Raw genomic sequence first — 14,790 nt, forward strand, 5'->3', positions numbered from 1 at the left:
GCGTGACGAACCAGGCCGACGCGACTCAAGGACGTAGGAGGCCGACAGCAGGCGCCGACACGCCGAGAGGTCACGAGGTCGAGGTCCTCATCAGCAACCTGCTGAGGATCGGGGTTGCCACGAGCCTTGTTGTGGTTGTTCTCGGCACGGTATTGAGCTTTGTCCACCACCCTGATTACCTGACTTCGCCCAAGGAGCTCGAGCGACTCACGAGTCCAGGGGCTGCGTTCCCCCGCACCCTCGGAGAGGTCATCGCGGGGCTGAGGGACCTGCAAGGGCGCGCGGTGACGGTCGTGGGACTGCTGATGCTTGTGGCAACCCCAGTTCTGCGCGTAGCTGTATCAATCTTGGCCTTCATTCATCAGCGGGATCGCATGTTCGTGCTGATCACGACGACCGTGCTGGTGCTCCTGCTCCTCGCCTTCGCGCTCGGCAAAGTCGAAGGATGATCGCCGCGCCAGCGGCGTCGCTCAACTGCATTCTCCCTTCGGAGAAGCCAGAACATCATTTCGGGACGTTGACGTCGAGCTTGCCGAGGCGCGCGAGCAGCGGGCCCCGATCATCCATGGCCACGCCGACGAGCCTCCGCGCAGACGACTCGTCGAGCTTCGGGACGGATCGCGCTGCGAATCGTGCCTCGTCCGCGGCGGGCACCTGGAAGATCAGGTGGTAGATGCCGCTGTTCGAGACCGCGAGCACACACGGCGTCTCCCCCAGGCCGAGCAATCGACAGATCGCCGCGGCAAGGAATCCCGCGGCGGCACGGGAGAACGCGCCGCCGCGAAACGAGAGCGAGACGTGGTGCTCGTGTCCGTCCTCGCCGGCCTTGGCGACGGTATACACCACGGCGATGTTGGCGGACGTGATGAACCCGCTGCCCTCGGCGAACGGATCCGCGGGCGGGCCCTCCCCGACGCGCCCGAGCGCGGCGACCTTGGCGCGGCCGAGCCCGCGAGAGAGCTCGATCAGGTGGTTCGGCGAGAACAGCCGATCGTAACGCGGCCGCTTCATCGCGAACCGGTAGACCAGGAACACCACGAGCCCGACGAGCAGCCATTTCAGCATCGGACCTTGCACCTCCGCGCCCATACGCCGAGACAAACCACCACGCCCGCGGCGAGCGGCGGGGCGGACGGCCCGCTGGCCCGACCGAGATCACACGAGCAGCCGGCGCCTCGACGGCGACCCGAGGCGCTCACCGCGGACGTCGTCTTCGTCACGCACGTCGCCACGATCTCCTGCGTCGAGCCCGGGGCGCACCCCTTGTCCTCGTCCACGTAACTCACGGCCTCGCGATACCTGCGTTGCCCGCTTGGATCCTTGATGACGCCCGGCGCGACGCACATGCGCACCTCGACGCAGCCCTTCCCGGGCCCGCAGGAGCTCGCGTCGCGGGTGCCGCAGAGATCCATCATGCAACAAGGCCGCCCGCCGGCGCAGACCGCGCCTTCGGCGCCGAGCGGGCAGGTGTCGGGCGCGCAGCCCGCGCCGGTGTGCCCTGTCACGCCGTGGGTGCCGCCGGGGCACGAGGTAGGCGCGGGCGGAACGGCGTCGGCGCGCGCGCGCAAGGGCAGCGCGAGCGCCGCGAGGAGCGAGAGGATCGCGGCAGCATGCGCCTCCTTTCGTGCCATGGAGAGGCATCGTGCAGTCCCTCGCCCGGTTCGTCAATGCGTTCGGCGTTGTCCGTCACGCGACAGTCGGCGAAACGGCTTCCACGCCGCAGAGGAGGCGTTCAACAAGGCTCCTTACATGATCTTCGAGGAGACGTTTTCACCGGGGCGTCGCGCTCCCGCAGCTCGTCCCCGCGCCCGCGAGGCGGAACCAGGATGGCGGCCCAGCGAAGCGCTCTTCACTCCGAAGTACGGCGGCTCCTTGGCTGTCTGGGTCGCGGCGCCTCCGTGGTGCGCGAAGTCGAAGACGTAGCGCCCGTGACGACGGTTTTGAGCTCGTCGAGCGACGCTCGGATGTGCTGCGCCAGGTCTCGCAGCTCGGTGTCCTCGATCCAACACTCGAACGCGATCTTGAAGACGGCAATCCCTGCCTCGGCCGTCAGGCTCGCCGCGGGCTCGGCGACGCCACGCCCGCGCAGCGCGTCGGCGACGGCCGAGCCGAGGGATGTGAGCTTCATCCGCTCGCGCTCTTGAAGCTCAGCGTTCGCGGCGATGACGTTCCGGCGTGCCCTGGCGTGCTCACGGCTCGCCGGGATCACGGCCGCGACGGCCTCGAGCGCGGCGGCGACCGCGGCGAGCGGCGCGGCCCCCTCGGGAGCAGCGGCGACGGCGGCCCTCATGAGCTCCTGCAGGTCACCCGCGCCCGAGAACAGGACCTCGCGCTTGTCGGCGAAGTAGCGGAAGAAGGTCCTCTCCGTGAGCCCCGCCCGCGCGGCGATCTCCTCCACCGTCGTCCGGCTGTACCCGCGCTCCTGGAAGAGCTCCATCGCAGCCCGCTGAAGCCGCTCGCGCGCGTTGGGTTCCCATCGGCTCATGCGCCCCATCTTAACCGATTGCAGGGACTGACATCACGTGGTACACGGTGATGTCAGAAACTGACATCAGGAGGCTTCCCATGCGCGTGTTCGTTACGGGTGCGTCCGGCTTCATCGGCTCTGCCGTCGTCCCCGAGCTCCTCGGCGCGGGTCATCAGGTCATCGGGCTCGCTCGCTCGGAGGACTCGGCGCGCGCCCTCGCGACCGCCGGGGCCGAGGTGCAGCGCGGCTCGTTAGACGATCTCGACAGCCTGCGCGCCGGCGCGGCGAGGTCGGACGGGGTGATTCACCTGGCGTTCATCCACGACTTTTCGCAGTACCAGGCCGCGGCTCAGGCCGACACGCGCGCGATCGAGACCCTCGGCGCCGCGCTCGCGGGCTCCCATCGGCCCCTCGTCATCGCCTCGGGCCTGCTGGGCCTCGCGCCGGGCCGCCCCGTCCTCGAGACCGACGCGGCGCCCGCCGGCTGGCCGCGCGGCCGCTCGGAGGAGGTCATGCTCGCGCTGGCCGCGCGCGGCGTCCGCACGTCGATCGTGCGGCTCCCGCCGTCGGTCCACGGCAAGGGCGATCACGGCTTCGTGCCGCATCTCATCGCCATCGCGCGCGAGAAGGGCGTCGCCGCGTACATCGGAGATGGCGCGAACCGCTGGCCCGCCGTGCATCGGCTCGATGCGGCCCAGCTCTTTCGGCGCGCGCTCGAGCGCGCGCCGGCGGGCACGAGGCTCCACGCCGTCGCGGACGAGGGCGTGCCGACACGCGACATCGCGAGCGTCATCGGTCGTCGGCTGGGCGTGCCGGTCGTCGCGAAGTCGCCGGGCGAGGCGGGCGACCACTTCGGGTTCATGGCGAGGCTCATCGCCCTCGACGCGCCCTCGTCGAGCGCGCTCACGCGCGATCAGCTCGGCTGGAGTCCCGTCGGGCCTGGGCTCCTCGCCGACATCGACAGCGAGCATTACTTCGCGAAGGTCACGCGATCGGAGGGGGCGTGAGCGCGACGAAGGAGATCTGGATCCTGGGGGCCGCGGGCCGAATCGGCCGCGGGGTCGCCGTCGACCTTTCGGCCAGAGGGTTCAAGCTCGTCCTTTTGGGGCGTGACCGCGCGCGCCTGCTCGAGCTTGCCGGGACCATCGGCGGCGAGCCGCGGATCGTGGTCGCCGGATCGGTCGAGGCCATCGCCGCCGAGATCGCGCAGAGCCGTCCCGCCGTCGTGCTCAACGCGATCGGCCCGTTCCTGGAGACGGCGCTGCCGATCGTGCGCGCGTGCCCGCAAGGCACGCATTACGTCGACATCGCGAACGAGCTCTTCGCCATCACGGCGCTGCTCGGGCTGCACGACAAGGCGGTCGCTACCGGTCAGTGCCTGGTGACCGGCGCAGGCTTTGGCCTGCTCGCGGCCGAGAGCGTCGTGATGAAGGTGTGCGAGGGAAAGCCTCCGGCGGCGCGGGTGAGAGTCGACACCGTGCCGCGGATCGACGGCTCCGACATCATCGGCCCCACCGTGGCCGCGACCGTTGTGGAGGGTTTCGCCACGGGTGGACGCCGCTACGAGGATGGCCAGCTGGTGCGCGCGAGCATTGGTGGCGACGCTGAACACCTCACGATGCCCGATGGCTCGACGGCCGTGACCGGCGCCGCCCCGTCCGGCGAACTGGAGGCCGCCCAGCGCGCCAGCGGAGCGCCCTTCGTGGTCGCCGCTTCGAGCGAGGCACCGACAAGGCCGATGGCTCGCGTCGTGGTGTCGGCGCTCGCCAAGCTCGTGACGTGGAGGGTGCTGCGCGACGTTTTGCAAGATCGGCTCGCCCGTCTTCGCCTCGATCCGCCCGCGAAGAAGAGTGAGTTTTCCTGGGCGCGTGCGCGGGTGCAGTGGCCCGACGGCGACATCCGGGAGGGGTGGCTGCGGACGAGCGACGGCATGGTGTTCACGGTCAAGGTGGCGTCCGAGGTCGCTGCCCGTCTTGCCAGCGGCGGGAGTCGACCGGGCGCTTACACGCCCGGTGCGCTCTTCGGACCGGAGCTCGCCGAGGCGGCAGGTGGACAGTTTGTGCTCGACCGAGCAGCGACCTGAGAGCGCTCGCGGGGTCCCCTTCAGCCCTTCGCGCCGTGAATGCGGAGGCCCCTCACCTGTCTCTGGCGGGACTGTTCCGCGGGGAGGATCACTTGCAGGTCGCGCGCTCGAGCGCGCTGTGCTCGTCCCACCTGCGCCCGAGCACGCCGAAGGTGATGCTCTTGTCGGCGTTGATCGTGCCGGCCAGGAAGCGCTCGCCCTTTTCCTCCTGCCTTCCAAAGGCCATGTAAATCTTGTCCCCCTGGATGAAGTAGATCCCCGTCGTCGTCTCGGACTGCTCGTTAGAATAGCTGGAACCCGGCGCCGAGACCGATCCGTACGACGTGCGGAAGCGCCGGACGTGGTGATTTTCGTAGAACCTGAAGGTGTTGTCTTCGATTAGGCCTGAGTACATGGTGCCGCCCGGCACCCAGACACCAGGAGTGGACCCACCCACGGTCGGACATTGGATGACGAGGCCGGTGATCTCCGGGCCGGAGCGGTGCCCGACCGTGTGGCACGATAACCGTGGGGTCCGGAAGGTGATCGGGTTCCCCCAGCGCACCTCCACCGCCTCCGAGCTCTCTGCCCAGGGGGCCATCGATGGAGTCGACGAGGGGAGCGACAGGCTCAGGCGATCACCCGTGAATGAATACTTCCCGCGCCGCAGGGCCGCCCGGCCCTCGACCCGGATGTCGAACGCGCCATCGGGAGAGAAGTGGAGGATATACCCTTTGCGATGCCCCGGTGCCCGATCGGCGCAGTAGAAATCCTGATCCAGCGATTCTGCCGAGGCAAGCGAGCTGAGCAGCATCGAGCCCAGCGTGACGAGCATCATGAGAAGAACCTTCATGTTCCATCCCCCGACGGTCATGAGCTGCAAGAACGGATCCGTACGCCCGGGGCAGAAGGCGCCGCACCGCTGGGGCGTGCTCAACCGAGATCAGCACCCTGAACGCCCTGCTTTGGTGATGCTCGAAGAGCGTGGCGCCGAACGGGAACCCCTGCTGGATCACGAGCTCGTATTGCCGCTCCTCGCGCGCGGGCGGCGAGCGGCGAGCGGCGACCGCTCTGGGCCGGCGAGGCCGCTCTACCTGCCGGTGAGCCTGCCTGCAGCGCCGACAGGCGAGCTTCACCGACCTACGTGCTCTCTCAGCCGGCGTGAAGGATCCGAAAGCGATCGGGTTCCGCCGGATCTCGTTCAACGACTTGGACTGGCGGCCAAGCCCACTGCCAGACGCTGATGCCTGGCGTGCGGGAGAACCGGATCTGCCCGCGGGTGCCTTCGACTGCGACGCGCGCCCAGGATTCTGCAGTGCGCGCCCGGTCCGCGCCGTGAGAACGCAGCACTTCGGCGAGGACGGCGACCGTGTCGTAGCCCTCGAAGGCGACGAAGGAGGGCGCTTCGGCCAGCCGCTCGCGCAGTGCCGCCTCGACTCGGGCACCGAGTGGGCTGAGGCGCTCGGGCAGGTAGCGCAAGAACGGGATGGCGGCGCTGTCGCCGCCCAGCAACGTCGCCCATTCGGCGAACTCCGGTTGCCCGGCCGGAGCACCAATCATGATCTCGGCGAGGCGCGGGTCGCGGCGGACAGACTTGACGATCGACACCGCCGGCTCCGGGTAGCCGACCAGGAGAAGGAGGGCTGTCGCGCGACTTTCGACGAGCTCGTCGCACACGGCCTCGGGGGCGAGCGCGCGCATGTCGAGCTCGATGAGTGTGCCGCCGCGTGGAGCGAGGTAGTCCCGCAGAATGCGGGCCCCAGACGCCCAGTAGACGCTCGAGTCGGCTGCCACGGCGATGCGCCTGTGGCCCGCGCTGAGGAGGAAGCTCGCGTAGATCCGCCAGCCGTGGGACTGCGCCGGGGCGAGGCGCGCGACCCATTCCGCTGGCTGCTCGGTGAGCGCGTCGAGGACCGCTGACGAGCAGAGGAACGGCAGTCCGAGGGCGTCGGCCCTGCCGGCAGCGGCGCGAGCGACGACGCTGTGATACTCCCCCGCCAAGGCAGCCACGCCCAGGCGAGCCAGCTCATCGACGGCCGCCGCGGCCCGCTGTGGATCCGCCGCGGTGTCTCGGACCACCAGCTCGAGTGGTCTTCCGGCGATCCCGCCGGCGTCATTGACCTCGCGAACGGCCAGCTCGAGTCCAGCGAGCAAGTGCCGGCCTGCCTCGACCCAGCCGGGCCGAGTCAGCGGAACGAGCGCGCCGATCTGGACGGGTGATCCGTCAGTCCGCTCCGCTCCAGGTGGCGAAAGTGGCGTATTCATGCGCTGGCGTCACCCATGTAACGACTCGTTACACTGTGCTCGGAACGCAGAGTAGCAAGGCCCGATAGTACACGTCCATCCCATTTCGCCGAGGCGGGCGCACCTGGGTGGCCATGCCGGACGTCGCGCCCACCCGCCATCTCCAGCGGTGACCCGGAGCGCTGGCCGCCCCGCGCGCTCGCTCCTACAAGCGCTCGATGAGGAAGCTGCGGGTCTTGTCGTCGAAGTTCTGGGGGGCGAGGTTCGCGTCTGTCGTGAGGACACGCGACTCGGCCGAGTATCGCCAGAGCCCGTTGTAGAGCGTCAGCTTGAAGCCGGCGGGGACGCGGACGGAGCTGGCCCTCTGGTCCCATGGGGTGCTTAAAAAGTGGGAGGAGCCGAGGCCGTACACGACCGAAGCGCCCGAGAAGTTGGCGTGCTCGTAGAAGGTGACCACGTCCAGCTGCGGGTCCGAGGCGTGCGAGACGATGATGCTCGAGATCGTGTCGCTGAAGCCCGCGGCCACGAGATCCGTGTCCGAGGTGAAGACGCGCGCCTCGCCCCCGAAGTTGTTGTGCATGAAGGCCGTGACCCGGAGCCCCGCGGGGACCCGGATGGCGCTCGCGCGGTTGTCTCCCATGATCGTCGTGTTCGGGAGGTCGTAACGGCCGATCCCGAAGCCCTGCGAGATGCCGGAGAAGTTCGAGAGATCGTGGAGCACCACCTGGCCGCTGGGGTGGACGGTGGGGCCGCCGGCGATCGTTGCGTCGATCCAAGCGCGGTGGCGCGCGACGTCGACGCCGAGCTGCCTCGCGTGCAGGTTCGTGCCGTCCTGCCCGTTCGAGGCCGAGAACACGGCGACTTGACGCCCGTCGACGAACCACGGGCCGCCGGAGTCGCCGCTCCAGCCCGAGCCCGTCACGCCCGTCGCCAGGAGCTCCTCGTCGGAGTACCAGCTGTCGATGTGGACGATCGCCTTCTTGAGCGACGGCGCCATCACCAGCGGCGTGCCCTCGCTCCCCCAGCCGTAGGCCGTCGCGTCCCTGCCGATCGCGACCGACGTCGCCTGGGCCAGCTGGACGAACGGTCCATCAGCGGCCTCGGTCAGGTGGAGCAGCGCGATGTCGGCGACGGCCGAGGGCACCTCGACGGCGTCGACCGCGATGCGCCGGCCCTCGCGGTACGTGTTGCTGCCGACGCGCACGGCCGACGTCTCGCCCTCGTCCGCGATGCAGTGCTGCGCGGTGAGCACCCAGCGCGCCGCGACGAGGGTGCCGGTGCACTGGAAGAAGTCGCCGGTGCTCCCGCGCACGTCGAAGACCTGGACGGCCCAGGGGCTCGCCTCGGCGAGCTCGCCGCCGACGATCGCGGACGAGTGCGACTCGAGCGCCTCGAGCGGCTCGTCCGACGCGCCTTCAATCGAGCAGCCCGCGGAGAGGCCGAGCGCGGCGCCCGCGCACACCGCGAGGCCAAGCTGATAACCAAGTTCTCTCTTCTTCATTCTGCCTCCACATCATGATTCTGTTCAGACGATCGCCCGCGCCGACGGAGTCCGCCTCTGCCAGGAGCCAGCGTTCGTCAGCAATCAAAGTGACGGGGCCTGTGATTGCGGCGTGCCAGGCTCGGCGACGGCGTCTACGAGCAGGCCCATGGGGGCACCGGGCCGAGACCGGTGAAGGGACAGCCGGAGCGGCAGGCCCGGAGGCGGGCGTACAAAATCCGCCCGCGACGCTCAAGAATCACGTCCAGAGTATGCTGCGCTACCCGGAGCGGCGCCAGGCGGCGATCTGGAACGGCCGCGTTCGAGGCGTGGAACGAGGCGGCATCCCGCTGTTCGCATTGAATTGTATTTTTATGATGGGCCCGCCGACTCGGTCAGCGCCGTCCACGGCCTGGCCATCGGCATCTACTGGAGTTGGGCGATTCCGGCGTCGCTGACGAGCCCTCTCGCTCATCTCGGCGCCTCTCGCCTCAAGCCGCTCTCGCCGGCTGCTCTCGCCCGGATCTGCAGCGGCCGGAGGCCGGATGCGCGCGCCGCGTCCCTCAGGAGCCGTCGAAACCAGACGTGCCCCGGATCTCGCTCGTGTCCGGGGTACCAGACCATCTGCATATCGATGGCTGGCAGCTCGAGCGGCGCCGCGCGCACGACGAGCCCGAGCTCCTTGGCGCGCGCGAGCGCGAAGCTCCGGGGGAGGATCGCGATCCGGTCGGACGCGACGAGGAGCGGGACCGCGAGCGCAAACGTGGTCACGACGCGGGTCACGCGCCGGGTGAGGCCCTGCTCGGCGAGCCGATCGTCCACCACGCCCCGGCGGGAGGCGGCGAGCGGCGCGACCATGACGTGCTCGGCCCCCGCGAAGCGACGCGCCGTCCAGGGGCCCTTCGCGAGCGGGTGCCCCTTCCGGAGCACACAGACGAAGTCGTCGGCGAAGAGCTCCTCGGCGCACAGGCCCCGCGCGCGCGACATGCCCGGGATGACGGCAATCCCGCCGTGATCTCGCAAGAACGCCTCGACCTCGACCGTGACCGTCCGCACGGACAGGCTCGCTCTGGGCGCGCGCTCGGCGAGGAGCCGGTCGAGCGTCGGCAGGAGGACCTCGGCCACCCTGTCCGATGTGGTGACGGTGAGCTCTCCGTCGTACGTGCCAGGATCAAACGAAGCGCCCGCGTCGAAGAGGCGCTCCGCCGCGGCCAGGACCTCGCGCGCCGGGCCCCTCAATGCCTCGGCCCGCGGCGTCCTCACGAGCGCTCGTCCCGCCCGAACCAGCAGGGGATCGTCGAAGTCGTCGCGAAGCCGACGTAACGCGTTGCTCGCCGCTGCCGGCGTGATCCCCAGCTTCCGCGCGGCGCGAGCGACGTGGGCCTCCTCGAGCAGAAAATGGAGGGCGCGCGCGTGGTTGAGATCGAACGCGGAGACATTCACGCCGTGAAGCATAGACCTGTCGAGCATCAACTTCCACGAAGGTCTGCGGCGCCGTACGGTCTTCCCATGAGAGCGGCGCTCGTTGCTCGCGGAGAGCGCGAGCTGACGTGATGCCTCTCGAGGAGACGACCATGGCAAGGAAGTTGATCGGCGTGATCGGTGGCACGGGCGCTCAGGGCGGCGGCGTTGTGAACGCGCTGCTCGCCCGGGGCGATTTCACGGTGCGGGTGGCGAGCCGCAACCCCGCGAGCGACGCGGCGCGAGCGCTCGCCGCGCGCGGCGTCGAGCTCGTCAAGGCGGACTTGCTCGATCCCGAGAGCCTCGTCCCTGCGCTCGAGGGCGCGCACGGCGCCTTCGTCGTCACCAACTTCTGGGACCCGAGCCAGGGGGCGCGCGAGACCGAGATCGGCGCCGCAGCCGTGAGGGCGGCGCGGGCGGCCGGGGTCGAGCACCTCGTCTGGTCCACGTTGCCGGACGTCGCCAGGGTGAGCGGCGGGCGCTACAACGTGGCGCATTTCACGGGCAAGGCCCGGGTCGACGACGTGGTCCGGAGCGCCGGCTTCGCGCGCCACACGTTCGTACAGGCGCCCTTCTATTTCCAGAACTTCCTCTCGGCAATGGCGCCGCAGCCGCTCCCGAGCGGCCGGCGCGGCTGGGCGGTGCCGATGAATCCCGCGTTGCGCGTCATCCATGCCGGCGATCCCGCCGACGTGGGGCGGGCCGTCGCCGCCGCGTTCGGCGCGGGGGACAGGTCGCCGGATGGGAGCGTGCTCGCCGTGACTGGCGGCGCCTATTCGTGGGACGATTTCGCCAGCACCCTCAATGCGCGCGGGCACCGCGTGGAGGCGGCGCAGGTGCCGGCGGAGGTCTACGACGGCTTCTATCCCGGCGCGCGCGAGATGCGCGAGATGTTCGAGTACTTCGCGGAGCACACCTACTTCGGCCCGCAGCACGAGGCGCACATCGCTGCCGCGAACGCGCTCGTGCCCGGCGGCTTCACGACGTTCGCCGACTGGGCGCGCGTGCACATGATGCCCTGACACGTCCATCAGGTCGGCTGCCTGAGAATCACAATCCCCAGACCGGGAGTCCACCACACCGTACCCGAGCGCGGAGTGGCAAAGCTGCAAGAACGCCGACGGCAGCTGGAAATCCGACGTCAACGCCTGACTGGACTGGGTGCTCGGCCTGCATACGGACAAGAACGTTCTGCGCCGCAAGGCGCCCGGTGACGCCGCATAGCGTCTCGCGACGCGCCTCCCGGGCGAGACCAACGTCCGGACGGACACGTGTACCCACGGCACGCCGATGTGCCCCGTAGCGCGCGCGGCGCCGCCCGGACCACGCTCTTTCGACCCGGGACCGAGCCATCACGACGCTCGCGGCCCCACCCTTTCGGATTGCTGCGCTACACTTCTTCGCGCTGCGATCCGGCTTCTTTTACCTACGCGCCCTCATGATCTATTCGACAGCCACCGTCCCGGTGAACAAGGCGAGACCAAGCTGACTGCCCCTCAGGCGCCCGAGGCCCCACATGCGGCTCTCGCCGCGGCGCAGCCAGATGTGGAGGTTTATCGCGCACCAAAGCTCCGCGACCCCTGCGGCGCCTCACGACGTCTCCCCCGGCGCCACGCGACCAGGCCAAGGCCGAGCAGCGCGGCGAAGTGCCAGCGTTCCGACGAATCACGACCGACACTGCAGGAACAACCCGAACTGCCCTGGTCCGTGGTGCCACCATCCGCGCCCCCCGATCCACCGGAGCTGCCCTCGGACGCGCCGCCAGCCGCACCGCTGCCGGCCGAGCCGCTGCCGATCGAGCCGCTGCCGGTCGAGCCGCTGCCGGTCGAGCTGCTGGCGGTCGAGCTGCTGGCGGTCGAACCGCTGCCAGCCGATCCGACGCTATCCGAAGACGAGACGCTATCGCACAGCGTGCCAGCTCCAGGAGGGGGCGAGCATTCGCCGGCGTCCGGGATGTTTTCGCCCGCCGTCCCCGTGAGACGGAAGTAGATGCCGTACCTGTCTGCGTACCGCTGATAGTGCGGAGTGAACGTCAACGTGCTATTGGAATCTGTGTTCCGCAGCGTGAATTCCGCCTTGCCCGGGGTTTGAACCAAGTTGTTCTCGATGTCGGCGATCCACTCGTTGATCGTGATGCCGTTGTTGATACCGATGGTGTCTTTGATGGTGACACCAGCGGGAATGGTAGCCTTCTCGGATGCCCACTGGGGCTCCGACAGCATCCTCTCCGTCCCGAGGCCGGCGCTCAAGACGACCGGTCCGTAGACGAACGCCACCGCGTTGGGGTTGTCGGGGAGCCTCGACACCTTCACCTCCATTGGCAGCGTGAGCTCCACCTTGTCTCCGGGCTTCCAGGTGCGACCTACCGTGAGGTAGCCGTTCGCCTCCGTCGCGTCGCATGCCTGACCGTTGACCGTGATCGTCACGGGCTGGCACCGAGCAACCCAGGAGGGCTTTCTGAAGTTGATCGTGACCGCATCGGCCGGGGCAGCGGTAATCTCGAAAACCGCCTTGTCGGAGAGCGGGAAATTCGAGGTCTGTTTCAACGACAGGCCCCGCGCGGACCAGGTCAACGTCGAGCTGAGGAACATGTTGACGTACAGATCCGTGTCGTCATGGAAGTACAAGCTGTCATTGAGCTTGGTGTAGTTCTCCATGCCGGTTCCGTTGCAGCACCAGAAAGTGTCCTCCGGTTTGCCGAACACCTTGAAGTACCCTGTTCCCATCGGCTTGAAGTAGGTCGTCATTCCGTTCGTCGGATTGACGGCAGACATGATTTCGTTGAGATGGGTCTGCTCGTAGTAGTCGGCGTACTTGACGTCCCCCGTGGCTTTGAAGAGCCCTCTCGAGAGCTTCAGCATGTTGTACGCGTTGCACGTCTCGTTGTTCACATTGTCCCGTTGCGCGTCCAGCTTCCCGGGCTCGTGAAAGTGCTCAAGCTGGCTATTCCCACCGGTGACATAGGTGTGATCCCTCAGCACGATGGTCCAGAACTTCTCTGCCGCGGAGTAGTAGAAGTTCTCCGCTTCGCCCAGCGTCCGATACCGGTTCAGGGCGCCGATGAACTTGGGGATCTGCGTATTGGCGTGCTTGCCTGGAAGGATGTTGTTGCCCTGAGAAATCGGAGTGAAGAGCGAGTCCTCGTCGAAGATGTGGGCTGCCGCCAGGTGATTGGCGTTGTTCGTCAGCCTGTACAGATCGTACAGGCAGTCGTTCATGCCGCCGTACTCGACGCCCAGAACCTTCCTTCGAAGGTCCGCGTTCCACGTTGAGCTGCGATTGTACGTCCAGTCCCCCAGCTTGCTCGCGATTTCGAGGGCTGTCGCATTTCCTTCGAACTTGTAGACGTCGATGAGGCCCGCGATGATCTTGTGCATCGTGTACCATGGCGCCCAGCTGGAGCCGCTGGCCTTCCCCTCGACGACGTCGAAGTGCGTCTCCGGCGACGCGAACAGGTATCCTTTGGGACTCGCGCCTTGAAATGATTTCAATTGGCTGATCGTGTAGTCGATCTTCTGCGCGATGGCGGCGCTTTGCTCCGCGTCGGAGCCGTTGAGCTGTTTGTACGCTTGCGCCATGGCGGACATGTAGTGGCCTATCGTGTGCCCGCGCAGAAGGCTCCAGCCACCCTCCCACCCGCCGTAGAGAGTGAGGCCGGGCGAATTCCCAGGATCCTTTCCCTGCGACACCGCCTTGAAGCCCGCCAGAAGTCGGTTGGGGTCGAGGCTCATGATGTACGCGATCTCTTTCGAAGAGATGTTCTGGTAGTACGCGTCGGTCACGCTCACCTCGTCCAGCTCGAACTCCTGCAGCTTCTCGACGGGGTCCGCGGCGGACGCCACCCCTGGAGCGAGGGCTCCAAACAGGAGCGAAACAGTCAACGCGGTGGCGCCCGAGAGCGAGCGCCGGCACTGCAGGATTCTCTTGCTCATGATAGCTCCTTTCAGATCTCGGATGCGTTGTACCCAGGGAGCTCAAAACGAGACTACGCCGCGCCACACAGCGACGAGGTCTCCTCTTTGTGCACTCAGCAGCCGTCGCACCATCGAGTTCAAGCGCTGCTCAGACCGCTCTTAGGGGTTGGTGAATCAACCATGTGATCGATGCCGATGGGCTGCGTGCTGACGAAGAACGCCGCGCCGCGGGCGAAGAACGTGCCCGCGAGCGTCACCAGGAACGGGGGCAGAGAAAACCGATGGGTCAGGTGCCCCGTCATCGCGCAGAACGAGACAGACACCGCGAGGCGTCGTGATCCGGCCACGTCGCCAGCACAGCCGGATCTTTGAAGAATCATCTCCGGTGAACAGCACTCGAGATGTCACGACAGCCGCCGAACAAGCGCGGTATGCCGTGTTCTCTGGTGGAGCCCCCTCGGCCCGATGCCAATCCCCATCGTTCAGCGATCGCTTCCGCGACGACCGAGCGAACAGAGCTGGTGCAAAAAATCGATCAGACGACGAATGCCTCGGTACGCATGGCGACCCGAGCAAGTCGCAGCAACAGGGATACGCTTCGGCGGGAATGTGAACGATCACATGGCTACCGTCAACGCCAAACGACGGGTCTGTAAGTGCCTCGATCCCGAGGGATCAGGAGGCTGGCGGGCGCCCTACCGCAATCATCGCCGGCCCCATCGACGAGCTCGAAGCCGATCGGCGCATCGGCGGCTGGCGCGCGGCGCGGCGCGCGGCGACCGCATCGCCAGCTCGAGGTCGCGCCGCCGCGCACCGGTGTGGCGGCGCTGCAGCGCCTGCGTGACCGCGGCCCGATGCCCGTCCGTCTCGACGCGGCGCTCCGGGAGGAGACCTGTCTGCCCTCGGAGCGCGAGGGCGGTCGCCGGCGGTCGTTTCGAATTGACAATCGATTTGTGAACGTTCACATTTGTCTCCGAGGCGCTGCTTCGGCGCTGTCCAGGAACAGGTCGTCATGCTGAGGCAGGAGCAGCGGCGGAGGCCCGGCCGAGCCATCACGACGCTCGCGATCCCACCCTTTCGGTTTGCTGCGCTATGCTTCCTCACGCTGCGATCCGGCTTGATTTGCCCACGCGCTCCGACTTCTTTTACCTACGCGCCCGGC

General features: G+C 68.0%; 13 protein-coding genes. 4 read left to right on the plus strand and 9 right to left on the minus strand.

Annotated features, from left to right (window positions below; genetic code table 11):
• Positions 1 to 2: 2 nt before the first annotated feature.
• Positions 3 to 449: a DUF1634 domain-containing protein gene (locus WME90_RS35060; RefSeq protein ID WP_437276411.1), complete on the plus strand. Its 447-nt coding sequence runs from the start codon at positions 3 to 5 to the stop codon at positions 447 to 449.
• A gap of 55 nt (positions 450 to 504) precedes the next feature.
• On the opposite strand, the gene WME90_RS35065 is transcribed toward WME90_RS35060, so the two are convergent.
• The 3 genes from WME90_RS35065 to WME90_RS35075 form a co-directional block, all read right to left on the minus strand.
• Positions 505 to 1,065, minus strand: coding sequence for a hypothetical protein (locus tag WME90_RS35065; protein WP_437276412.1), 561 nt, complete (start codon positions 1,063 to 1,065; stop codon positions 505 to 507).
• Entirely contained in the window at positions 1,059 to 1,631 is a 573-nt protein-coding gene (locus WME90_RS35070) for a hypothetical protein (protein WP_437276413.1), read from the minus strand. Before WME90_RS35070 ends, WME90_RS35065 begins: the two co-directional genes overlap by 7 nt.
• Positions 1,632 to 1,849: 218 nt before the next feature.
• On the minus strand, positions 1,850 to 2,485 hold the full coding sequence (locus tag WME90_RS35075; RefSeq protein WP_437276414.1) for a TetR family transcriptional regulator: 636 nt from the start codon (positions 2,483 to 2,485) through the stop codon (positions 1,850 to 1,852).
• Between the two features lie 80 nt (positions 2,486 to 2,565).
• Between WME90_RS35075 and WME90_RS35080 the strand changes: the two genes are divergently transcribed.
• The gene (locus WME90_RS35080) at positions 2,566 to 3,474 is read left to right on the plus strand and encodes an SDR family oxidoreductase (protein WP_437276415.1); all 909 of its coding nucleotides are present in this window, start codon (positions 2,566 to 2,568) and stop codon (positions 3,472 to 3,474) included.
• Entirely contained in the window at positions 3,471 to 4,550 is a 1,080-nt protein-coding gene (locus WME90_RS35085) for a saccharopine dehydrogenase NADP-binding domain-containing protein (protein ID WP_437276416.1), read from the plus strand. Before WME90_RS35080 ends, WME90_RS35085 begins: the two co-directional genes overlap by 4 nt.
• Positions 4,551 to 4,638: 88 nt before the next feature.
• Here WME90_RS35085 and WME90_RS35090 read toward each other — a convergent pair whose 3' ends face one another.
• The 4 genes from WME90_RS35090 to WME90_RS35105 all read right to left on the minus strand — a co-directional run bounded on the left by WME90_RS35090 (position 4,639) and on the right by WME90_RS35105 (position 9,696).
• A complete protein-coding gene (locus tag WME90_RS35090) occupies positions 4,639 to 5,382 on the minus strand; it encodes a hypothetical protein (protein WP_437276417.1) in 744 nt (247 codons plus the stop codon).
• A gap of 299 nt (positions 5,383 to 5,681) precedes the next feature.
• Positions 5,682 to 6,794, minus strand: a complete 1,113-nt coding sequence (locus tag WME90_RS35095; protein ID WP_437276418.1) for an ABC transporter substrate-binding protein — start codon at positions 6,792 to 6,794, stop codon at positions 5,682 to 5,684.
• A 184-nt stretch (positions 6,795 to 6,978) separates the two neighbouring features.
• The gene (locus tag WME90_RS35100) at positions 6,979 to 8,274 is read right to left on the minus strand and encodes a trypsin-like serine protease (protein WP_437276419.1); all 1,296 of its coding nucleotides are present in this window, start codon (positions 8,272 to 8,274) and stop codon (positions 6,979 to 6,981) included.
• 450 nt (positions 8,275 to 8,724) lie between these two features.
• Positions 8,725 to 9,696, minus strand: a complete 972-nt coding sequence (locus tag WME90_RS35105; protein ID WP_437276420.1) for a LysR family transcriptional regulator — start codon at positions 9,694 to 9,696, stop codon at positions 8,725 to 8,727.
• Between the two features lie 131 nt (positions 9,697 to 9,827).
• Between WME90_RS35105 and WME90_RS35110 the strand changes: the two genes are divergently transcribed.
• A complete protein-coding gene (locus WME90_RS35110; RefSeq protein ID WP_437276421.1) occupies positions 9,828 to 10,736 on the plus strand; it encodes an NmrA family NAD(P)-binding protein in 909 nt (302 codons plus the stop codon).
• 531 nt (positions 10,737 to 11,267) lie between these two features.
• On the opposite strand, the gene WME90_RS35115 is transcribed toward WME90_RS35110, so the two are convergent.
• Both WME90_RS35115 and WME90_RS35120 read right to left on the minus strand, forming a co-directional pair.
• Entirely contained in the window at positions 11,268 to 13,646 is a 2,379-nt protein-coding gene (locus WME90_RS35115) for a beta-L-arabinofuranosidase domain-containing protein (protein ID WP_437276422.1), read from the minus strand.
• Between the two features lie 119 nt (positions 13,647 to 13,765).
• Positions 13,766 to 13,951, minus strand: coding sequence for a hypothetical protein (locus WME90_RS35120; RefSeq protein ID WP_437276423.1), 186 nt, complete (start codon positions 13,949 to 13,951; stop codon positions 13,766 to 13,768).
• Between the last annotated feature and the right edge of the window lie 839 nt (positions 13,952 to 14,790).

Origin of the sequence: Sorangium sp. So ce375 (assembly GCF_051473855.1) — a bacterium.
GTDB lineage: Bacteria > Myxococcota_A > Polyangia > Polyangiales > Polyangiaceae > Sorangium.

What these genes read in the sequence shown, in the direction of transcription:
- WME90_RS35065 (WP_437276412.1), bottom strand. Translation starts at nt 1,065, where the DNA reads ATGCTGAAATGGCTGCTCGTCGGGCTCGTGGTGTTCCTGGTCTACCGG.
- WME90_RS35070 (WP_437276413.1), bottom strand. Translation starts at nt 1,631, where the DNA reads ATGGCACGAAAGGAGGCGCATGCTGCCGCGATCCTCTCGCTCCTCGCG.
- WME90_RS35075 (WP_437276414.1), bottom strand. Translation starts at nt 2,485, where the DNA reads ATGAGCCGATGGGAACCCAACGCGCGCGAGCGGCTTCAGCGGGCTGCG.
- WME90_RS35080 (WP_437276415.1), top strand. Translation starts at nt 2,566, where the DNA reads ATGCGCGTGTTCGTTACGGGTGCGTCCGGCTTCATCGGCTCTGCCGTC.
- WME90_RS35090 (WP_437276417.1), bottom strand. Translation starts at nt 5,382, where the DNA reads ATGAAGGTTCTTCTCATGATGCTCGTCACGCTGGGCTCGATGCTGCTC.
- WME90_RS35095 (WP_437276418.1), bottom strand. Translation starts at nt 6,794, where the DNA reads ATGAATACGCCACTTTCGCCACCTGGAGCGGAGCGGACTGACGGATCA.
- WME90_RS35100 (WP_437276419.1), bottom strand. Translation starts at nt 8,274, where the DNA reads ATGAAGAAGAGAGAACTTGGTTATCAGCTTGGCCTCGCGGTGTGCGCG.
- WME90_RS35110 (WP_437276421.1), top strand. Translation starts at nt 9,828, where the DNA reads ATGGCAAGGAAGTTGATCGGCGTGATCGGTGGCACGGGCGCTCAGGGC.
- WME90_RS35115 (WP_437276422.1), bottom strand. Translation starts at nt 13,646, where the DNA reads ATGAGCAAGAGAATCCTGCAGTGCCGGCGCTCGCTCTCGGGCGCCACC.